Raw genomic sequence first — 21,932 nt, 5'->3', positions numbered from 1 at the left:
TCGAATCAAATCCGATATGATAATAGCCATTGCATTCAGGCTGATTATTTTACAGAACTCCTATAAAAATACACGGACTATCACGAGATACTCAGTTAACCCTAGCGCCATCCAGATCACTACACGCAATGCAAACATTGATTTTCATTAATTCAACCCTATTTATATGCAATTATCACATGCAAGATCATTACTGCAATTGACCGATCAATTTCAATTTTATCGAGGGAATAATGATACGCACGCTACTGTTTAGGATGGTCATTCTAAGCGCACTATTGCTGAGTGGCTGTGGCTACAATACGCTGCAATCCACGGATGAACAAATTAAAGCCAGTTGGGCCGAAGTATTGAATCAATATAAGCGCCGCGCCGACTTGATTCCCAATTTGGTGAGTACCGTCCAGGGATTCGCTTCCCAAGAAAGAGAAGTATTGATAAACGTCACCAATGCGCGTTCTAAAGTCGGAAGTATTCAAGCATCGCCGGATCTGATCAATGATACCGATGCTTTTGCTAAGTTTCAGCAAGCGCAAGGTGATCTAACGAGTGCACTGTCTAAGCTGCTCGTGGTTGTTGAGAACTATCCGGAATTAAAATCCGATGAAAATTTCCGTGACTTACAAGCGCAATTGGAAGGAACGGAAAATCGTATCGCGGTTGCTCGTAATCGATATATTAAAGCGGTACAAGAATATAATACGGTGGTTCGGTCTTTTCCGAGTAATCTCACTGCCATGGTATTTGGTTTTCAAACAAAACCCAGTTTCACAGTGGAAAATGAGCAAGAAATTTCGGCGCCACCCCGTGTTGAGTTTCACGCGCCTCAAATACAGGAAAAATGAAATGCGGATGATTGAACGTCAACGCTTGGTGCGACATAACTGCTGCGGATCTTCATAAAAAATGACATTCTTTTGCGCAATCCGGTATTGGCGTTATGTTCTGATAATGACTGCTCTGCTCATTTTTTCAGCGCATAGCACCGCAGAAATTACAATCCCGGACCTCAAATCACGCGTTACCGATTTGACTGCGACGCTCACCGCCGCAGAAGCGAAGCAATTGGAACAAAAATTAACAGCTTTCGAGAAAGATAAGGGCAGTCAAATTGCAGTTTTGATGCTGCCCACGACACAGCCTGAATCCATCGAGCAATATTCCATGCGTGTTGTGGAAACCTGGAAACTCGGACGAAAAGGCATTGATGACGGTGTATTGTTATTGATTGCGAAGAACGACCGGACACTTCGCCTGGAAGTCGGTTACGGTCTCGAAGGCGCATTACCGGATGCAATCGCTAAGCGCATTATTGCCGAAATCATCACGCCGCATTTTAAACAAGGTCACTTTGCCGAAGGCATCAATGCGGGTATCGACGCACTAATGGGAATCCTCAAAGGCGAACCATTACCGCCGCCGAAAGATCATCACACTGCGAAAAATCAGGAATCCGTTTTCGATACGATCGCTTTTCTCCTGATTCTGCCTTTTGTGTTTGGACGAGTTTTACAAGTCATGTTAGGGCGGCTAGCTGGTGCTGCGGCAACCGGAATCGGGCTGGGTTTCATCAGTTGGATCGCTTTTTCCTCACTGGCGACTGCCCTGCTGATCGCAGCATTTGGTTTTTTAATAACACTTTTCCTAACCCCGGCTGGAGGAATATATCGAAATCGCCGCGGTTATTGGCAGAATCATGATTGGGGATCTGGTGGATTTGGCGGTGGCGGCGGCTTTCGTGGAGGCGGCGGCGGTTTTGGCGGTGGCGGTGCATCAGGAAGGTGGTAGATGAACTTGCAGCGTATTCTTGAACATTTTCTGACCGGACAGTTGGCAGTACAGCGCTTATTCCCGGAAGCTACGCTTGCTGCAATCGAACAATCCATTCAACAATCAGAAAAGCAGCATGGCGGTGAAATATGTTTTGCCGTAGAAGCATCGCTGAGTACCGCCGCTTTGCTAAAAAATCAAACGGCCCGCGAGCGGGCAATCGAGGTTTTTTCTCAGCTCCGTGTCTGGGATACCGAAAAAAATAACGGCGTGCTGATCTACCTGCTACTTGCGGATCGCGACGTTGAAATCATCGCCGATCGCGGTATCCATGCAAAAGTATCCAGCCAAGCATGGGAATCCATCTGTCAATTGATGGAATCCTCATTCCGGCAACAGCAATTTAAAAGTGGCGTCATCGAAGGTATTCAAGCCATTGGCGCGCATTTGCAAAAACACTTTCCGCCGGATTGCAAAAAAGAAAACAATGAACTACCGAATAAACCGGTATTACTTTAGTGTTCTGTAAAGCCTGTCAAACTACTCAGAGCACCTTGGAATATAGAAAACGTGGGTTATGAAATTATCATTCAGCATTCGAACGCGGCAAGAAGTCTCTTTGAAACTTCCTGCTCAATGTTCGAAATAACAGTTTTTCTGACTTACTAAATCAGCTTAAATACGATACAGCTGCTTTCTGCGCCGGATAGCAAAACCCAATACTCCCAACCCGGCAAGTAACATGCCATAGACTTTAGGTTCTGGGATGGCCGGTGCGAGAATACCGCCGCCATCCAGCGCATACCTATTGCCCTGTAAATATGCGTTGCCTGGTAAATACGGATCGTAGTAAATGTTGTAATCGCTATGAATATCGCTTAGCTGACTCAATCCACCTCCTAAGACCAGCAATTCCACATACAAAGCAGCACCTGGGGTCGCATTGCCATCCAAAATATTGAGTTCCGCACCCGCCGCAAGATGCAACGATCCGAAAGCAAAGTTATTATTGAAACCAAGCGGTGTTAAACCATAATCAGTGCTTGCCAGATAAAAATCTTTTATGCCGCTTCCATCGAAGAACAAGTCAGCATCCCCAGTTTTCCATAATGTGTTCTGCAAACTATGATTGATAAAGCTGCTCGTGATGCGCCACTCATCCCCTCCACCACCGACCAGATAACCGCTGCTACCGATGATGAGATCAGTGAAATTATTAACCGACGGATCGCTGATGTACGCGCCGTTTTCCGTGTAAGAGCCGGTAAAGGTAACTGTGGTCTGGGTAGTCTTGAACTGGCCATTGTTGATAACATCACCGGTGAAAAGTGCCGAGCCATAGGCCACTTCGATCTTACCGCTAGCGGCGTTGGTGACGTTACCATTAACCGTCGCCGTACCGCCGGCCAACGATATTTGGCCGCTGTTGTCCAAACCGCCGTTCATCACAAGAATGCCACCCGAAAGGCTGTAGATACCGTTGTTTATCATCTGGTTAGATAAAGTGTATGTACCGCCGCTCTGAGTGAATGTACTGTTAGAGCTGATAATCACATTACCTGCCGACAAATTGCCGCCACTTAGCGCATAACTGCCACTACCAGTGTCATTGCCAAGGACGAGATTGCCATTCACTATATGCGTGCCGCCGCTTTGGACAAAAGTACCGGCTCCTCCTTTAGTGCCAATAACTTCACTATCTGCCGACAGGCTGCCGCCACTTAGCGCATAACTGCCACTACCAGCGTCATTGCCAAGGACGAGATTGCCATTCACTATATGCGTGCCGCCGCTTTGGACAAAAGTACCGGTTCCTCCTTTAGTGCCAATGACTTCACTATCTGCCGACAGGCTGCCGCCGCTGAGCTCATAACTGCCCCTACTCCCATGTGTGCCAATAGTGAGACTGCCGCTCACGGCATTTGTACCATTGCTTTGAACAAAGATACCGGTTCCTCCTCCAGTGCCAATGATTTCACTACCTGCCGACAGTCTGCCGCCACTAAGATTATATGTAGCGTATTTTACAAACTCAGGGAATGGTGTTCTAGCGCCTACGATGAGAACATCGCTCACCGTATTCGTACCGCCGCTCTGAGCAAAAGTGCTACCCGCCCAATCGCTAATAAGGGTCTCACTAGTAGCAAACAAGTCGCCGTTGCTTAAACTATAATAACCGCCACCATTTAGGTACCCCAAAACGCCAAGCGTAAGTTCGCCTTTCACCGTATGCGTGCCGCCGCTTTGGGTAAATGAACCATGGCCATTGACATTGCCGATTGCCACATTCGTTGCCAACAAACTTCCGCCACTCAGGTCATAACTGCCCAAGCCATCAACACCACCAACGGAAAGATCACCTCTCACCGTATTGGTACCGCCGCTCTGACTGAACTCACCATCGCCATGAAAGATGGCAACGTTCAATTGCTCTGTTGATAAACTTCCGGCGCTCAGACTATATCTACCGTGACCATCAAAAACCCCAACATTGAGAGCGTCAGTCACTGTATGCATGCCGCCGCTTTGGACAAAGGTACCGCCCCCTCCTCCTCCAGTGCCAATGACTTCACTACCTGCCGACAGGCTGCCGCCACTGAGATAATAACTACCGCTCCCATAGTTTTCGCCAATAGTGAGCCTGCCACTCACGGTATTTGCACCATTGAATTGGATGAAGGTACCGACCCCACCGGCTTTAGTGCCAATGACTTCACTACCTGCCGATAGGCTGCCGCCACTAAGATAATATGTAGCGGACCCTTCATCGAAAAGGCCTTCTGTTCCAGTGCCTACGATGAGAACATCGCTCACCGTATTCGTACCGCCGCTCTGATCAAAAATGCTCCTCCCCCAGTCGCTAATAAGGGTCTCACCAGTAGCAAACAAGTCGCCGTCGCTTAAAATATAAATGCCTTCGCCTCCCCCAAAAAAGCCAAGCGTAAGATTGCCTTTCACCATATGCGTGCCGCCATTTTGCTCAAAATAACCACTTCTAAAGTAACTTCCTATTGTCTCATTCGTTACCAGCAAACTTCCACCACTCATATAATAATAGCCGCTGTTATCAAAATCACCTCTCACCGTATTGGTACCGCCGCTCTGAATGAAATTACCAGCGCCAAAAGATCGGCCAAGGAACAATTGCCCTGTTGATAAACTTCCGGCGCTCAGATTATAGATACCGACACCGGTAACCCCCAAATCATCCCGATCCCCAAGAATGAGAGCGCCTTTCACTATATGCATGCCGCCGCTTTGGACAAAGGTACCGAATCCTCCAGTACCAATGGCTTCACTATCTGCCAATAGGCTGCCTGCGCTAAGCTCATAACTGCCTTTCCCCCGATTCTCGCCAATAGTGAGTCTGACCGCGGCATTTGTACCGCCACTTTGGACAAAAGTACCGGTTCCTCCTGTAATGCCAACGGCTTCTCTATCTGCCGATAGGCTGCCTGCACTCAGGGTATACCTGCCGTTCGCTCCTGGCAATTGACCTAGAATCAGCCTTCCAACCGTATGGCTACCGCCGCTGAGCGTATAACTGCCGGATCCAGTGGAGCCGACTATCTCGGTGGTAATTGTCAGGCTACCACCGGTCTGCAAGAAGTCGATGGTGTTTACCGTGTCTGAATTGATCACCAGCGAACGAGCCGAACCGGTAGAGCTGTCGAACCTCAAATACGTATTCATCCCACCATAAGGGTTGACGATCACGTCGTCACCAATACCCGGAATACCAAATGGAAACCAATTGTTGGGATTGTTCCAAAAACCATCACTACTTCCCCAATTTTTGGTAGCCGCTAAAACAGAAGGACTGGCTTGTATTAATGAAACTACTAAAATGAAGAGTGTTAATGCGTATATCTTTTTTTTCACGAGGACCTCCATAAAAGTAATGAAACAAATCAACTGTTGTAATACTTCAAAAGGTGGAGCGAATGACCTAAAACATAAATTGAGATTCTCTTCTTATTGACTCGGCACAATAATACTTGAAATTTATGAATCGCCCCCCATCTTGTTGAAATGGAAAAAGACGACGCAAGATATTCGACGCTGGAGCAACTGCATGAACGGCGCAAGCAAGTGGTGCGGTTGCATCGCAAGGGCTACGGCGTGATGCAAATTGTTGAGCTCAGTGGGCTTTCGTATCCGACAGTTCGGTTTGCGATAGATCGGTATGAAGAAGGCGGATTTTCCGCCCTGAAGCCAGGGATGCGAGGCAAGCGTGCTGGTCAAGGGCGGGCACTGACAGAGGAACAGGAACAAGCCATCCGCAAGATCATTTGTGACAAGCGCCCGGAGCAACTGAAGATGGAATTTGCGCTGTGGAATCGGGCGGCGGTCATGCAACTGATAGAGCGGGAGTACAGCATCAAGCTGTCGGTGCGCGGCGTAGGCAACTATCTGTCACGTTGGGGTTTCACTCCCCAGAAGCCGATCAAGAAGGCCTATGAGCAGCGGCCTGAAGCCGTACAAGCCTGGCTCAACGAGCAATACCCGGAAATTGAGAAGCGCGCCAAGGCGGAAGGCGGCGAGATTCACTGGGGCGATGAAACTGCCTTGGTCAATACCGATGTGCGCGGTCGTTGCTATGCTCCGGCAGGCAAGACGCCAGTCACCTACGCGACTGGTGGTGCGCGACAGAAGCTATCGATGATTGCCGCAGTGACGAATCAGGGCAAAACACGCTGGATGATCATCGACGAGGCCTTCAACGCCGACAGGCTGATCGAATTCCTCGAAGCGCTGATCAAGGATGCCGGGAAGAAGGTATTCTTGATTCTCGACAATCTGCGGGTTCATCACAGCAAACAGGTCAAGGCATGGGTCGCTGAACGACAAGACAAAATCGAGCTGTTCTACCTGCCCAGCTATAGCCCGGAACTGAATCCGGAGGAACGCCTCAATGCCGACCTCAAGCATGCCATCGGGACGAAAGTGCCGGTGCGCACCAAGGCCAAACTCAAACTCGCTGCCACCGAACACATGGTTAAACTTGAACAATCACTCGAACGGGTCAAAAGCTTCTTTCAAGATCCGAGGGTCAAATATGCCGCTTGAAACTTCAAACTTAATCTGACCGGATCAATAGCTTAGGGAAATGCTGATTAATTGACTATACGAGCGAATCACTTCGTTGCGTGGTACTCGCTCCCTCGCCTATCTTATTGATACGTGTCGGTTGCTGTGTTCCGTGCGCCTCGTGCTTCATCTCGTTCGCCGAATTAATCAGCGTTTCCTTAGGTCGTTTAAACAAAATTTCTGAACTCATAGTGCTCCAATCCATTTCGTTACAACCTTATTGGGTTAACAAATCCAATCAATCCCCCGGATTTTCTGGACGCTAGCCCTGCATTTTTATCCTTCGAATTTATGAAAGTAACATCGCGAGAAAATTTTTTAGAATTTAACGATAATGATATGATTTTAATAATCAAATTATAGCAATCTACTTGTCGATGTTTACCATAAATTCATAAATTACATATTAAAAAAATACTCCCTATATAATTGTCATTAATTGATATAGATCAAAAAATTAGGTGTTTATTTTCTAAGCTTATTCACATAAATAATTGCCTTTTCAAGCAATCAGTTGCAATGGTAGTGTTCAAATTCATTTATGATGAGCTGCATCATTTCTCGCGGACTACCCGCTTTACATCTGTTTTTGCTTTTTAAATTATTGAGCGCTTCCCTAGAAATTTATCTTGTCGGATAATGAATAATGTTATGCAAAAAATTCTATTCATCGGCTACGGCAACCCTGGTCGCGGAGACGATGCGCTGGGTCCATTATTGATTGAGCGGATCAATCAATTGAAACTCGCTGATCTCTCAAGTCTTGTCGATATGCAACTGATGATCGAACATACTGCCGATTTGATCGGGTATGACCAAGTGGTATTTATCGATGCCGATGTGACATGCGATAACCCGTTTGAAATTTCTGAAGTGATTGCCAGTAAAGACGAAAGCTACACCAGTCATGCGCTGACACCGGCAGCTTTGCTCTACACTTTTCAGCAAATCTACCGGCAACCGCCGCCTCAGTCATTTTTACTGCGCATCCGAGGGTATTCTTTCGAGTTGGGCGATCGATTAAGCGCCCAGGCCGATAGCAACCTGCAAGCCGCTTTGGCGTCAATCCGGGAATGGGTACGAAGCAAATGCGAGCTTTGATACTGCCAATCAAAATCCAGTTGATGCTGATTTTAGGGGGGATATGTTGGCTACTGTCCTCGCTGGCTTTCGGCCACACCGGCGATGGTCCTCACAACGGCTTCACGCATGGATTCGTCCACCCCCTGAGCGGATTGGATCATGTGCTTGCGATGGTCGCTGTCGGATTATGGGCCGCACAACGGCACGACCGGATGATTTGGTTGATTCCATTGAGTTTCGTCGCGATAATGGGATTAGGCGGTTTACTGGGTATGATCGTGATGCCGGTTAACGTCGCGGAGCATGGCATCGTGTTGTCTTTGCTGATCCTGGGTTTGTTGCTTGCCAGCATGATGCAATTGCCGGTCAGCATCAGTATTATGCTGATCGGTTTGTTTGCACTCAGCCATGGTTATGCGCATGGCAGCGAGATGCCGCCCGGCATGCCTCTCTGGTCCTATGCAGCGGGTTTCATGCTGGCCACGTCAGGATTGCATCTGTGCGGAATTGCCTTGGGTTTATTGTTTAAAAAACTGGCGCATACCAACTGGCTGCGATTGAGCGGACTCATGATCGCTTGCTATGGCGGTTTTTTGTGGTTGCAGTAACAGTCGATGCATGAACTCTCTCTCGCCGAGAATTTGCTACAGATCATTGAAGATGCCGCGCATGAACAACAATTTACACAGGTCAAAACGGTTTTTCTGGAAATCGGGGAACTGGCCTGCGTCGAACTGGAACCGTTGCGGTTTTATTTTGAAGTCGTCTCGCAAGATAGCGTGGCCCGGCAGGCTAAACTGGAAATAATTGAAATTGCAGGACAGGCACTGTGCACACAATGCCAGCAATGCTTTCCCATCGCATCGTATCACCAAGCCTGTTCGCATTGCGGCAGTCACGCACATGAAATCACCCAGGGCGAGGGGATGCGCATTATAGAACTGGAAGTCGAGTAAGGAGTTAATTATGTGTACAACATGCGGATGCGGTATTGGTCAAACACGCATTAATGGCAAAACGATTGAAGCGCGGCAGCATTCCGGCAAACCGCTCCGGTTTCGTCCCATAGCGCATAATGATCACCTCGATACTCCGGTACCGGCAACTGCCGATAATTCCCAAAAAATTGATTTTGGTGCCGGTATTGCGGGGATGCATGCTCCCGGAATGAGTCAAGCGCGCATGGTCAAAATCGAGCGCGATATATTGGACAAAAATAATCAATACGCTGCGGACATCCGCCGGCAATTTGCGGAATGCGGGATTTTTGCGCTGAATCTGGTTTCCAGTCCCGGTTCGGGAAAAACCAGCCTGCTGGTTAAAACCATTGAAGAGTTGCGAGATAAATTTCCAATCGCTGTGATTGAAGGCGACCAGCAAACCGATCACGATGCTGCGCGGATCCGCGCCACGGGTGTTCCGGCAATTCAAATCAATACCGGTAAAGGCTGTCATTTGGATGCGCACATGGTGACGCAAGCGATCCAGCAGTTATCGCTGCAAAATAACAGCTTGCTGTTCATTGAGAACGTCGGCAATCTGGTCTGCCCTTCCAGCTTCGATCTTGGCGAAGCGCACAAAATCGTGATCTTATCGGTTACCGAAGGCGAAGATAAACCGCTGAAATATCCCGATATGTTCCATGCGGCCGATCTAATGTTGCTGAATAAATGCGATCTATTGCCCTATCTGAGTTTCGATACCGGATTGGCCATTGACTATGCACATCGCGTTCATCCCGGATTGCCGGTGATTCAAATTTCGGCAACACAAGGAAGCGGCATGCAAGCATGGTGTGAATGGATAGAAACCAATTGCCGCCGCACGGCTATCGTATCCGGAACTCTTAACAACCATTCTAAGCCGCTTGAATCAGTCTGAAGACATCGTTATTCCGCTCATGAACGCCGATCTCAGCGTGCTGGCATGTGGCGCCTGGCTGAAAAATACTGTTTGCCTGACGCACCGCAGTACCGCTTTCGTATCATCGCTAATCGGCGATCTAGGCACAGCCGAAGCCCGGGCGCAATTCGATAACACCGTGCAACGCATGCTCCGTATCAATCCTGAGTTGCCGGATGTGATAACACACGATCTTCACCCGGATTTTTACAGCACGCAGTTTGCACAGGCATTTAGCGAGCAACGGCAGATCCCTATTTTGCCGGTGCAGCACCATCATGCGCATATTGCCGCAATTTGCGCCGAGCATCAGGTGACCCGGCCAGTGCTCGGATTAGCTTTAGATGGCGTGGGGCTTGGCACCGATAATCTGCCTTGGGGTGGTGAATTACTATGGGTCGATGGCGCGCAATTCAAGCGCTTCGGTCATCTCTCAACCTTGGCGCTGCCGGGTGGCGATCGTGCAGCGCTCGAACCATGGCGCATGGCAGCCGCCGCCCTTGCCCGGCTGAACCGGCACGATGAAATTATGCGGCGTTACGCCGGCCAACCCGCAGCCGCAACAGTTACATCCATGTTGCTGAAAAACTTCAATTGTTCTCAAACTTCGAGTATGGGCAGGTTATTCGACGCCGCAGTGGGTTTGCTTGGCATCAACTTGATTCAAACCCATGAAGCACAAGCAGCCGTTCAGCTACAACAACTTGCAGAGTGCTTTGGGCCCACTCCCCCCTTGACTCAGGGCTATCGATTCACTGCGGATAACGAATTGGATTTCTCGCCGACCCTTTCGGCATTGATCGATTGCCGTGATAACCAGGACGATGTAGCTTTTGCAGCCGCTCTTTTTCATGCCACCTTGGTCGATGGCTTGAGCGAGTGGGTAATGAAAGCGGCGGAACATTATCAAATTTCCAGCGTCGCGCTTGGCGGCGGCTGTTTTCATAATGCTGTGCTGCGGCAAGGTCTTGAACGGAAACTCTCCGTTACCGGCCTTGAAGTGTTATTGCCGCAACGATTACCCCCTGACGATCGTGCGATCTCGTTGGGGCAAGCTTGGGTCGCTCTGCAAAGCAAAGGGTTATAATAACAGCTCAATCACATACGCAAAGGTTTTGAAATGAGCAACTACGTACAGCGCTTTCTGCTGGAAAATCTCGACATACGCGGCGCTATCGTTCATTTGGATTCGGTTTGGCAAGATATTTTATCGGGCCGCAACTATCCTGATCCTGTTACGCATTTACTGGGAGAAATGAGCGCAGTGACCCTGCTGTTGAGTGAGAATCTCAAACAAACGGGCCGTTTGACCATTCAATTAACCGGTAATGGTCCGGTTTCGATGCTGGTTCTGGATTGCACGGAAAATTTACAACTGCGGGGCATGGCAAAATGCGCTCATCACATTGAAACACGTTCAGTACCGGAATTACTGGGACACGGACAACTGATTCTTACCCTGGATATGGTATCCATGCGTGAAACCTATCAAAGTATCGTACCCCTTAACGGCGGCACCATTGCCGAAATCTTCGAGCACTATTTCAATCAATCCGAGCAATTACAAACTCGCATGTTTCTGATCGCCACCAACAACGCGATTTTCGGATTATTACTGCAAAAACTTCCTAACGCCGATTTGCTTGATCCAGACGGCTGGGCCCGCGCTGAAGCCTTGGCCGCAACGATCCATGAATTTCAATTGTCCGATTTGCCTGTTGAGGAAATTTTGATGCGCCTATTTTATCAAGAAACCGTTCGGGTCTTTGATGCCAGAAACGTGCAATATGGCTGCCAAGCCAATCCGGCTAAAATTTACGCAATGCTGCGCTCATTGGGGCGTAAGGAAGTCGATTCTATTTTGCAGGAATTCGGTGAAGTTGTGATTAACGACGACATTTGCAATCGCGAATACCGGCTGGACGCACTGGCAATCGATGCGGTTTTTAAAGATGCCGGACCTACGATTCATTAATCGGCGTGCGTGGTTGATCAATCGTTTGTTTCTAAAATCCAAGCACCCAAAAACCAGGACAAATGTACTATAAAAAGAAGTTTATTTATCATACTGTTAGAAATGAAACATTATGGTATGATCGCGCGCTGGAAAGCTTTAAAAAATACCAACTTGCGGTAGGGAGAAAAAATTGGTTACGCTTTTCAAGCGGCACAGGTTCGCAACTAAGTAACTAACCGTGGTATCAACATAATAATCGGATCAGGAGCAATTGAGTGACATCACATTCAATTGATTGTTAATAAAAATTTTCTCCGATAATTCCGAATTTTTCTCGTTGCTTTAACTATTACGAAATAGGAGATTTGCATGAAAACCATTCACAAATTGATTGGTATCGCTGCGTTATCGGCGCTGCTGCCTGTCACCGCGACGGCTGCTTCGGTGCCGCTCATCGATAACCGAGTTATCATCGATTATAATCCTTTCTACAGCATCGGCGCGGAAGATACGTTAGGTGGCGGCAATTACGCGTTAAACCACCCCGGATTCATCGATATTCCTTACGCGATTTTCGACCTTGGTTCAACGTCTTCTGTAGGAAGCGCGGTGCTCACTTGGAATTTCAATTCATTATATGGCGGCTCCAGTCCAGCATTTATTTCGCTCTATGGCGGTAATGACGCGGACGGAATCATTTCCGTAAACGACCGTTTTAATGGCTCCTTCGTTGCTGTTAATAGCTTTTCGGGTGGAGAAACTTGGAGTCTGGACGTCACTGCGCTCGTCAATTCATCGCTGGGCAGCGGTCAGTATTTTGCAGCGCGCTTGGAAGCGACATTACCGCCCAGTATTTTATCCGGATATTACGGCGGTCAATTTTTCGCGCCTACATTAGAAATCTCCCCTGTTCCGGAGCCTGAAACCTACGCGATGTTGTTAGCGGGACTTGGTTTACTCGGCTTTACCATGCGCCGCAAAAATAAAGCTGCCTAAATAATTAGGGAAAAGCGCTTCCTTAGTTCCAATTTAACAGGCCGTTGAAAAACGTTTTCGAGGCAGCCGATACAAGGAAAAACAGGCGAAAAGCGCAGTTTATGCAGTATAAATGAGCATTTTGAGCTTGTTTTTAACACCGTAGCGGCAACGCAGATAGTTTTTCAACGACCTGTTAATGCAATAACCATAAACCCCGCCCGCTGCGACGGGGTTTATTTTTGATAGGTATCGCGCATCCTATTCGCGTTTTCGTGCTTTAATATCCCCGGACTATCGTAATCACCGGAGCGTTAACTAGCAATGCACGATCATCTTGTATCTCCAGGAATCCGGCTGAACTTAACAACAATCGACCCGGACAATACCGGCGATTATCAAAAAAACAGTAAGAATAAAGCCAAGACAGTCACGAAGAAACTGGTAAAAAAACTGGGTGCGTTGCAAGAACGGCTTTACGCCAATAACAGCCGGGCATTGCTGATTGTGCTGCAAGGCATGGACACCAGCGGCAAGGACAGCACGATTAAGCATGTAATGTCCGGAGTCAATCCGCAAGGCTGCAAAGTCGTTACTTTCAAAACCCCTTCGGCGGAAGAACTCGGTCACGATTTTTTATGGCGCGTTCATCAGAAAGCACCCGCTAAGGGTCAAATTGGTATTTTCAACCGTTCGCACTATGAAGATGTATTGATTACCCGGGTGCACGGTTTAATCTCGGATAAGGTAGTCAAGCAGCGTTTTAATCAGATCAACGAATTTGAAGAATTATTAGTGGAAAACGGCACCACAATACTGAAATTCTTTTTACATATTTCCAAAGATGAACAGAAGAAGCGCCTGGAAGAGCGCATTAATAATCCGGAAAAGCGCTGGAAATTCAGCGCTGCCGATTTGGAAGAACGTAAATTCTGGAATCAATACTTAAGCGCGTTTGAAACCATGCTGAGTGCAACCAGTACTTCCCATGCACCTTGGCATATCGTTCCGGCCAACCGCAAATGGTTTCGCAATCTGATCATCGCCGATCGCATCGTTCACGCGCTGGAGCGTATGAAACTTTCCACGCCTTCCCCCGCTGCTGATATTAATTTCGACACATTGCAAATTGATTGATGCGACCACCAATGGCAAACTGAATAGGGATAGCGGTTATGGAAATCGAACTGAAACTGGCAATTGATCCCGATCATCATGATCGCATCCTGCGGCATCCGCTACTTCGCAGCACGCAACAGCAACAACGCATGCTACATAGCATTTATTTCGACACTCCAGATTTTGCTTTATTCCGCCATCGTATCGCTTTGCGTCTACGCCGCGTGGATGAAAACTGGATACAAACGTTAAAAGCCGAAACACGCTCGGTTGGCGCGTTAACCAGCCGCCCGGAATGGGAAATGACCGTTACCGACGGTCACCGTCCTGATTTCACAGCGTTGCCGGCAGAAGCTTTGGAGCAACTCGATGGTATCGAACTTCGTCAAATCACCCCTGTATTTATCACGGAATTTCAACGAACCAGTTGGCTGATCGGGAATAATCATGCGCAAGCGGAAGTCGCGCTCGATGCCGGAGAAATAAGAGCCGGAGAATCCCGCCGGGCTATCAGCGAGGTCGAAATCGAGCTCAAGTCAGGGGCACCGGAATTTCTGTTTGAAACAGCACAGCGATTATTGCGTCATAGTCCGTTGCTGATTGAACCGCGCAGCAAAGCCGAACGCGGTTATATTTTATGCGGCGCTTTGACTCCTGCACCCGTCAAATTCAGCCGCCCTGCCTTTGGGAAAAATGCAACTGCCAGCGCTGTCTGGCATGCCACCATGCAAGCCGCATTGATCCATCTCACAGCGAATGTGTCCGGGTTTCTGGAACAGCCGCATGACTCCGAATATTTACACCAATTGCGTGTTGCCATCCGGCGGCTGCTGACCGGTAGCGTTGTGGCAAAACCATTCGGCAAAGCCTTTACGGAATTTAATCAACCGCTGCGCCAACTGATGCACTCGCTGAATCCGGCGCGTGATTGGGATGTATTTCAGCACGAAGTTTTACCAATGATTCTAGCGGCGCTTGAAACACCTTCGGGCGATTCCGGGTTGGATGAGATCGTCCTGGATCGACTGTATCATGCCGCGGCGCACGCCCGTCAACAGGCGCAAGCAGTATTATTGAAACCGGTATTTACGCAACTCATGCTGGAACTGGGTCGCAGTCTTTTAGCGAATCCCGCCGATAACCAGCAACGTGAGGCAAAATCTTGGGCGCAAGCAGTTCTGGATTCACGCTGGCAGAAATTACTCGAGCGTGGGCGGAATTTTACAAAATTGAGTGATGCCGATCGCCATAAAACCCGGATAGCGGCTAAAAAGCTTCGCTATGCCATCGACATTTTTGCCTCGTTATATTCTCCCAAAAACACTGATCCGCTCATCGCTGCTTTAACTGCATTGCAAGATGAGCTGGGGGCTATGAATGATCGCGTGATTGCGCAGCAGTTGTTGTTAAAACTACCGAAGCGAACCGTTTCGATTGGTTTTGCAATTGGACAAATGTCCGGCGTACTGAAATGCCAAACCAAGCAGACGGTTCGGTCATCTCATGCAATCTGGAATGAATTAACCGCATCCAAATTATTTTGGCGTTAATACGCTATCCAGCCATCATTTCGATTATGTGTTGCGCAATAGCTGCGTTACCCATGTGAATGCACCAGCCATATCGCATACCCAACGATCACGATCCAAGCAACCCCGGCAATCGCTGCTTGGCGGCGATATCGCCGCGCCAACAACGCTTGCGAAAATACTGAAATAATAAACGGACGATCGGAACGATCCGGCTTGGCAATGATGTTCTCATCCGGTTCGAACGCCAATTGATCGTGGCGTTTCTGCGCTTCTAACCGGGCTTCCGCGCGCGCAACTTCCCATTCCTCTTGGTCAATGTTACCGTCCTTATTGGTATCGAAACGTTCATGCAGTTGTTGCTGATTCTGTTTCCAGTCATTGATCAAATGAATCATCACATCGCGAACGCTTCGTTGCGACGCCGCAGACCAGGTTTTGTATTGCCCAAGCACATACAGCGGCTGACCCGGCAAAATCAGCCATTCGCTGTAGCGATATTGGTTTGCCATGGCATTTATGATCGACTGGCTCTCCAATATCAATGTCCGGCTCGGCCACTCGGTATTGCCATACCATACCAACTTCTCGTGTCCATTCACTTCCGCATCGCGCGGATCGACCCAGCATGTCGACACCCCATCGGTCAGTTTAAACCGTTGGTCACTGACCATTTTGTATACGACATTCCAGCGTGTGTGGGTGCGGCCGTTATCGGTATAGGTTTCCTGTTGTTCAATTTGACTTTGATACCAAAGGCAGGGGTGATTGGACAGCGGTGCATAGATCGGTTGATCGCTTATCGATAGGCCTTTACCGGCGAGTTCGATGTAACCTTGATGCGCCGAACGGATTTTTGCCGTCGGTGTGTCTTCGATGAGCCGGAACCGCTTCCAGTTGTGTGCGAAAAAATAAAAACTGCATACTGCAAGCATTAATAACATACTCAGGGTGAAATGATATTCCTCCGGGGACAGCTCGAACGCCGCCATAATCGTAACAAGATCCAGCATTAACCGAACAATTTCCCAATATTGACGTCATGCTTTTCGTGATCATCAAATACCAGTAAATCCCTCGGTTGAAATTTAAACCAGCTGGCAATGATGACATCCGGAAACTGTTCAATCCGGACATTGTTGATTTTAACCGCTTCGTTATAGTACTCGCGCCGGTCTGCAATACTATTTTCCAACCCGCTGATGCGCGCTTGAAGATGCTGAAACTTCTCACTGGCTTTTAATTCAGGATAATCTTCCACAACGGCAAATAAATTACCCAATCCAGTACGCAGCATATTTTCTGCTGAGCCAAGTGCGCTGATATTACCGGTTTCGCGTGCAGCCGCGACCTGCGAACGGGCTGATATGATTTGCTTCAAAGTTTCCTGCTCAAATCCCATATACTGCTTGCATGTTTCAACAAGTTTAGGCAGTTCATCATGACGCTGTTTTAACAGAACATCGATATTTGACCAGGCCTGGGAAACCGAATGCTTGATATCAACCAAGCTGTTATACAACATGACACCGTAAACACAAACAATCACCAATCCTGCGAGAGTGCTATAAATGAGAATATCCAATGTCTTGTCTCCTGTTAAATACCCCCAGCAAATATATCTTAACCACCTGCTGACTGCAGGGTTAAAAAGATATGGCTAGTGGCTTTATTTCTCAAATTTAAAGAGTCAGAAGTCGCCCGTATATTGACGGCTGATATCGTGTTTATCTATGCTACCTTGGAATTCATCATACAATTTTTCAGGAGAACCATTCATGGGCGTGTTAATATCACATTCAAAACTGATCTATAAGATTCTATTGATTTTTTCTTTTGTTTGTTTCGCAAATGGCTTCGCTCTAGCGGAACAAAGCAAGTCCGTTATCATCATGGTCGGTGCTGAAGGCCCAAGCGGTTGCGAATTGCTTGGTAAAGTCGTTGGCTCCTCAAAAGAGGGAGAAGTTCAAGCTGAGAATGTTCCGTATACTGAGCGCTTGATGAAAGCAAGGAATCACTTGGTCGAAGCGACCCAGAAACTGGGTGGAGATACCGTACATATCATTCAATCCAATAACTCCGGAAAATATGAAATTCCCGGCGGGGAAAAAGAAATTATCCATATCGGCAATGCCTATCGATGCAAATAACATCAGGAAGATGCAAATAAATCATCTGCGCAGGTAATTCGCTTTGCCCGTTAATGCACAAAAACAAAACTTTACTTATTGCTACAAAAAATCCAGAGCTGCAGCTTTATTGAGTCACACACAAATTGTGCTGGCTAGTATGGCATACAAAACAGACAATAACGGCCGGTAACAAGATCAGATTGATTTATTATGATAATTTCAGTAAGTTAACAGCTTTATTTAAGAAATTCACATCATAAGAATAATTAACTAACAAGTGATGAATACCAATATCCCTATTGCCAGTGAGCTGTTTCAGAAAAATTTCACTGCGACTGATTATTTCGATCTGACTAAAGCCGAACAAGCAAGAATTCTTCAATTTCAACAGGAAATTCTCCAGCTGGTCGTATTAGGGGATGATTGCAAAGAAGTCTGCGAAACCGTTTGTTTATTGCTGGAACAGCTGCTGGATAATGCAGTTGCAACTGTCATGCTGTTGGATAAAGAAAAGCAATGCATGAATGTTTTTGCAGCTCCGAGCGTTCCAGAAGCATGCATCATACAACTGAATGGCTTACGTCCGGGGCCGGAAGCCGGATCCTGCGGCAATGCAGTATTCCGTCAAGAACCGGTATATATTGAAAGCACGATCGACGATCCGCGCTGGCAAAGCATCCGACAGTTAGCCATTGATTTTAACATTCTCTCGTGCTGGTCAATGCCGATACGAAGTAAAGGCGGCGAATGTATCGGTTCTTTTGCGCTTTCCAGTTTCGAACGCCGGTTGCCCAGCCCGTTTCACCGCAAGCTGTTGGAAATTGGATCATTCATTATCGGCATCGCGCTTGAACAACAGAAAATCAATGAGCAATTAAATCTCTCCAGTAAAGTTTTTGAGAATAGCCCCGAAGCGATTATGATCGCCGATGCCGACAAGTTGATCATCTCCATTAACCGGGCATTGAGCAAAATTACCGGATATTCGCCCGAGGAAGTGATTGGCAAGCCGGTATCGATTGTGACTTCGATACGTCACGGCACAAAGTTTTTCCAGACAATCTGGTCGAGTGTAAAGCAGTTTAATCACTGGCAAGGCGAAGTCTGGGGAAGAAATAAGCGAGGACTCGAATACCCGGCCTGGTTCAGCATTACGCCGGTGCTTGGTAAGGACAATGTTATCAACTACTATCTGATCAACTTTTCCGATATCACCGACAAAAAGAAATCGTATGAAATCATTTGGCGGCAAGCCAATTATGATTCTTTAACCGGATTACCCAATCGCAACATGTTCCACGACCGGCTGGATCATGAAATTAAAAACGCCTCCCGTACCGGTATCAAGTTGGCTGTTCTCTTCATTGATCTAGACCGCTTCAAAGAAGTCAACGATTCATTCGGCCACAGCGTTGGCGATGCCTTATTGGCCGAAGCCGCAAAACGGCTTAATCGTTGCGTACGCGAAACCGATACCGTTGCACGTCTCGGCGGCGATGAATTCACCATTATCTTGAATGGAATCAGCGACCAACGTTGTGCAGAGATGATTATTCAGATGATCCTTGTCGAATTGGCCAAACCCTTTCATCTAAATTCCAAGCAAGCCTACGTATCTGCAAGTATCGGTGTTACATTTTTTCCGGATGATGCCAGTGATGCCGAATCATTGATGAAAAACGCCGATCAGGCGATGTACGCAGCCAAGAATAGCGGACGCAATTGCTGGAGTTGCTTTACATCCAATATGCGCACTGCGACTGAAATCCGTTCGCGGACCGCTTACGAACTCCGCCATGCGTTGCGATCTGAACAATTCTTCTTGACCTATCAGCCGATCGTCGAGCTCGCGACGGGCCGGGTATACAAAGCTGAGGCACTTATCCGCTGGCAGCACCCCGAACGAGGCATCGTATATCCTACTGAATTTATTACCATCGCTGAAGAAATCAACTTGATCACCGACATTGGCGATTGGGTTTTTAAGCAAGCGGCGAATCAGGTCGCACACTGGCAAGCAAATTTCAACAAGGATTTTCAAATCAGCATCAATAAGTCGCCCAAGCAATTTATCAGCAAACTGAGTGATTGGGTCAATCATCTGTATGAGCGCAAAATCAGCGGTAAAAGTATCATTGTTGAAATTACCGAAAATTTATTGCTCGATGTACATGAATTGGTAGTAAAACAACTGTTGAACTATCGGGATGCCGGCGTGCAAGTGGCGATCGACGATTTCGGGACCGGCTATTCGTCCCTGTCTTATTTGAAGAAATTTGATATCGATTATCTTAAAATCGACCAATCGTTCATCGCGAATTTGGACAGTGAATCATATGACCGCATTTTATGCGAAGCGGTTATCACAATGGCGCATCGGCTTGGCATGAAAGTCGTTGCTGAAGGTGTGGAGACGGAATTGCAGAAACAACTACTAACGGATATGGGGTGCGACTACGGTCAAGGTTATTATTTCAGTAAGCCGTTGACAGCCGATAAATTTGAAACCCTCTTGCAAAGCAAGGGCGGTGAATAAGCTTCACAATGGCTTCCGGAATAAACGGCGATACCGAATGACTCTTTGTACGCGCTGTTATTTCATTTTTTTCATTATAGCTACGCTCACCGGTTGTGTTTCACCTATTGCCTTGAACCGGGCAATTGAAGTTTATGACAAGGCTGCAATCCACGCCGAATCGCGGCAGCTATTGACTAATATTGCTCGCGCGCAACACCATGAACCCTTGCATTTTACCCGCGTTTCTAGCATCGCTGCGACTTTCAACTTCAGCGCCAATGCAGGCGCAACTCCCGCATTAACGGGGGAAAGCGGTGGTTTACTGGCACCGGTATTCGGCGCAGGTGTTGCGGAAAATCCGACATTCAGCATCGACCCGATCGCAGGCGACGAGTTTACCAAACGTATTCTTACACCCTTTAGTCAGCACAAGTTAACACTGTTACTCCGCCAGCATTTCGATATTGACTTACTGTTGCGGATGATGGCACAAGAAGTACACTTACACCGGCATGAAGTAAGGCAGCCTATCGCCGATAGATCGCAGGAAAAGCACAAGCATAAGCACCAACAGCATCATAACCCTATAACATCAAAAGAACTTTCACAAGAAATAGATTCTGATGCACAAAAAAATAATCACAAGTTTCTTCCCGATATTTTATTGACAAAAGAGCAAGAACATCGGCTTCGTAACCGCCAGCGGATCCATTTGCATCAATCCGTTTATGACAATAATCCAGCGGATAAACTGGGTTACGAAATGTTCCGGCGTATCGTACTGCACCTTGCGGCCATTCAGAACCAAAGGCAACTGTATGCGGAACCGCTGACTTTCGAACGAAACTGGACAATTCCGGCAAGCGCGATCTCACCGGAAGGACTGTTTCAAGCCATCGAAAAGGACTTCATCGTAAGCCATGACGAGGAAAAGAATAACTACACTTTGAGCAAGCAACTGCCCGGCCCTATTCTGATTACCAACTATGATCCGGATATTCTCTGTTGCGAGGAACGGGCGGCATTGTATGACTTGATCAACCCTTGGATAGAAAACGACGTTGCCTTTGACATCAGGCCTGGTTATCCAGGCGGCGAGTGGCCTATCCGGGGCACTTTCCGGTTAAGGAGCTTTCACACCATCTTGAATTTTCTCGGACACGCGCTCGGTGAACAAGCGGAATATCCCGTCGAAAAGGATCCGCGCACACCGCCCCTCACCCGAAATGTAAATCCAAGCCATACGTTAGGTCTCATCGTCGACGATCAATTAAGCAATGGCACCGAGCTCTATAGCTATTCTCACGGAAAATACTATGCCGTCGATAGCACCGGTGAAAATGCACACTGGAATCGCAATGCATTCCAGTTACTGTATATTCTGTTCCGCTTGACGGTAACCGATGCGAAGTCACTTGGTTTACCGATTACTATTTCGAAGTGACGATTCACCAGGAACCGTCTAACAGGCCGTTGAAAAATGTTTTCGAAGCAGCCGATACAAAGCAAAAACAGGCGAAAAAGCGCAGTTTATACGGTATAAATGAGCATTTTGAGCTTGTTTTTAACACCGTAGCGGCAACGCAGATAGTTTTTCAACGTATATGGACTCCTCCCGTTTTGCAAGCAAAATTTGTGATGATTTTAAGGTGCAACTGCTTCCGTATATCCGGCTTCTTGTTAGATAGCTTTACTATCCGAGCCATGATGGATTTCGCGCGTAAGATTCAAATCGGCCTGGCGGCTTTGCCTTGTCATGCGTCGGGCAGGGAGCCTGTTGAAAAGACTGAATTACTTACGCCGGTCTGACCTGTTTGCCATCATTTCATTTTGCTACGCAATTACCAGTGATTTTC

The 21,932-nt window shown here is 47.5% G+C and carries 21 protein-coding genes; 17 read left to right on the top strand and 4 right to left on the bottom strand.

What is annotated here, in order from left to right; all coding sequences use genetic code 11:
* The first annotated feature begins 233 nt into the window (after positions 1 to 233).
* The 3 genes from ACV7NC_RS02230 (at position 234) to ACV7NC_RS02220 (ending at position 2,289) form a co-directional block, all read left to right on the top strand.
* Entirely contained in the window at positions 234 to 845 is a 612-nt protein-coding gene (locus ACV7NC_RS02230) for a LemA family protein (RefSeq protein WP_458153819.1), read from the top strand.
* 106 nt (positions 846 to 951) lie between these two features.
* The gene (locus ACV7NC_RS02225) at positions 952 to 1,788 is read left to right on the top strand and encodes a TPM domain-containing protein (protein WP_458153818.1); all 837 of its coding nucleotides are present in this window, start codon (positions 952 to 954) and stop codon (positions 1,786 to 1,788) included.
* A complete protein-coding gene (locus ACV7NC_RS02220) occupies positions 1,789 to 2,289 on the top strand; it encodes a TPM domain-containing protein (RefSeq protein ID WP_458153817.1) in 501 nt (166 codons plus the stop codon).
* 156 nt (positions 2,290 to 2,445) lie between these two features.
* Here ACV7NC_RS02220 and ACV7NC_RS02215 read toward each other — a convergent pair whose 3' ends face one another.
* Positions 2,446 to 5,652: a PEP-CTERM sorting domain-containing protein gene (locus ACV7NC_RS02215; RefSeq protein ID WP_458153816.1), complete on the bottom strand. Its 3,207-nt coding sequence runs from the start codon at positions 5,650 to 5,652 to the stop codon at positions 2,446 to 2,448.
* 150 nt (positions 5,653 to 5,802) lie between these two features.
* On the opposite strand from ACV7NC_RS02215, the gene ACV7NC_RS02210 reads away from it, so the two are divergent.
* Positions 5,803 to 6,840, top strand: a complete 1,038-nt coding sequence (locus ACV7NC_RS02210; protein ID WP_458153815.1) for an IS630 family transposase — start codon at positions 5,803 to 5,805, stop codon at positions 6,838 to 6,840.
* A 55-nt stretch (positions 6,841 to 6,895) separates the two neighbouring features.
* Here ACV7NC_RS02210 and ACV7NC_RS02205 read toward each other — a convergent pair whose 3' ends face one another.
* Entirely contained in the window at positions 6,896 to 7,051 is a 156-nt protein-coding gene (locus ACV7NC_RS02205; protein ID WP_458153814.1) for a hypothetical protein, read from the bottom strand.
* A gap of 461 nt (positions 7,052 to 7,512) precedes the next feature.
* On the opposite strand from ACV7NC_RS02205, the gene ACV7NC_RS02200 reads away from it, so the two are divergent.
* From ACV7NC_RS02200 to ACV7NC_RS02160, 9 genes are all read left to right on the top strand, one after another.
* Positions 7,513 to 7,962, top strand: a complete 450-nt coding sequence (locus tag ACV7NC_RS02200; RefSeq protein WP_458153813.1) for a hydrogenase maturation protease — start codon at positions 7,513 to 7,515, stop codon at positions 7,960 to 7,962.
* On the top strand, positions 7,950 to 8,552 hold the full coding sequence (locus ACV7NC_RS02195) for a HupE/UreJ family protein (protein ID WP_458153812.1): 603 nt from the start codon (positions 7,950 to 7,952) through the stop codon (positions 8,550 to 8,552). Before ACV7NC_RS02200 ends, ACV7NC_RS02195 begins: the two co-directional genes overlap by 13 nt.
* Before the next feature lie 6 nt (positions 8,553 to 8,558).
* Positions 8,559 to 8,900, top strand: a complete 342-nt coding sequence (hypA, locus tag ACV7NC_RS02190) for a hydrogenase maturation nickel metallochaperone HypA (protein ID WP_458153811.1) — start codon at positions 8,559 to 8,561, stop codon at positions 8,898 to 8,900.
* A gap of 10 nt (positions 8,901 to 8,910) precedes the next feature.
* Positions 8,911 to 9,825, top strand: coding sequence for a hydrogenase nickel incorporation protein HypB (gene hypB, locus ACV7NC_RS02185; protein ID WP_458153810.1), 915 nt, complete (start codon positions 8,911 to 8,913; stop codon positions 9,823 to 9,825).
* The gene (locus ACV7NC_RS02180; RefSeq protein ID WP_458153809.1) at positions 9,812 to 10,933 is read left to right on the top strand and encodes a Kae1-like domain-containing protein; all 1,122 of its coding nucleotides are present in this window, start codon (positions 9,812 to 9,814) and stop codon (positions 10,931 to 10,933) included. Before hypB ends, ACV7NC_RS02180 begins: the two co-directional genes overlap by 14 nt.
* Positions 10,934 to 10,966: 33 nt before the next feature.
* Positions 10,967 to 11,821: an Hsp33 family molecular chaperone HslO gene (gene hslO, locus ACV7NC_RS02175; protein WP_458153808.1), complete on the top strand. Its 855-nt coding sequence runs from the start codon at positions 10,967 to 10,969 to the stop codon at positions 11,819 to 11,821.
* Positions 11,822 to 12,172: 351 nt separating this feature from the next.
* Positions 12,173 to 12,799: an FxDxF family PEP-CTERM protein gene (locus tag ACV7NC_RS02170; RefSeq protein ID WP_458153807.1), complete on the top strand. Its 627-nt coding sequence runs from the start codon at positions 12,173 to 12,175 to the stop codon at positions 12,797 to 12,799.
* Positions 12,800 to 13,102: 303 nt separating this feature from the next.
* A complete protein-coding gene (locus tag ACV7NC_RS02165) occupies positions 13,103 to 13,915 on the top strand; it encodes a polyphosphate kinase 2 family protein (RefSeq protein WP_458153806.1) in 813 nt (270 codons plus the stop codon).
* Positions 13,916 to 13,953: 38 nt separating this feature from the next.
* The gene (locus ACV7NC_RS02160) at positions 13,954 to 15,447 is read left to right on the top strand and encodes a CYTH and CHAD domain-containing protein (protein ID WP_458153805.1); all 1,494 of its coding nucleotides are present in this window, start codon (positions 13,954 to 13,956) and stop codon (positions 15,445 to 15,447) included.
* A gap of 47 nt (positions 15,448 to 15,494) precedes the next feature.
* On the opposite strand, the gene ACV7NC_RS02155 is transcribed toward ACV7NC_RS02160, so the two are convergent.
* Both ACV7NC_RS02155 and ACV7NC_RS02150 read right to left on the bottom strand, forming a co-directional pair.
* On the bottom strand, positions 15,495 to 16,439 hold the full coding sequence (locus tag ACV7NC_RS02155; RefSeq protein WP_458153804.1) for a GIDE domain-containing protein: 945 nt from the start codon (positions 16,437 to 16,439) through the stop codon (positions 15,495 to 15,497).
* A complete protein-coding gene (locus ACV7NC_RS02150) occupies positions 16,439 to 17,011 on the bottom strand; it encodes a LemA family protein (protein WP_458153803.1) in 573 nt (190 codons plus the stop codon). Before ACV7NC_RS02150 ends, ACV7NC_RS02155 begins: the two co-directional genes overlap by 1 nt.
* 193 nt (positions 17,012 to 17,204) lie before the next feature.
* On the opposite strand from ACV7NC_RS02150, the gene ACV7NC_RS02145 reads away from it, so the two are divergent.
* From ACV7NC_RS02145 to ACV7NC_RS02130, 4 genes are all read left to right on the top strand, one after another.
* A complete protein-coding gene (locus ACV7NC_RS02145; RefSeq protein ID WP_458153802.1) occupies positions 17,205 to 17,576 on the top strand; it encodes a DUF4156 domain-containing protein in 372 nt (123 codons plus the stop codon).
* Positions 17,577 to 17,838: 262 nt separating this feature from the next.
* On the top strand, positions 17,839 to 20,094 hold the full coding sequence (locus ACV7NC_RS02140) for a bifunctional diguanylate cyclase/phosphodiesterase (protein WP_458153801.1): 2,256 nt from the start codon (positions 17,839 to 17,841) through the stop codon (positions 20,092 to 20,094).
* A 37-nt stretch (positions 20,095 to 20,131) separates the two neighbouring features.
* A complete protein-coding gene (locus ACV7NC_RS02135) occupies positions 20,132 to 21,520 on the top strand; it encodes a hypothetical protein (protein WP_458153800.1) in 1,389 nt (462 codons plus the stop codon).
* A complete protein-coding gene (locus ACV7NC_RS02130) occupies positions 21,517 to 21,885 on the top strand; it encodes a hypothetical protein (protein WP_458153799.1) in 369 nt (122 codons plus the stop codon). Before ACV7NC_RS02135 ends, ACV7NC_RS02130 begins: the two co-directional genes overlap by 4 nt.
* Positions 21,886 to 21,932: the final 47 nt, after the last annotated feature.

The sequence above is a fragment of the Nitrosomonas limosa genome (assembly GCF_054188085.1).
This window is presented reverse-complemented; position numbering and strand designations above follow the sequence as displayed.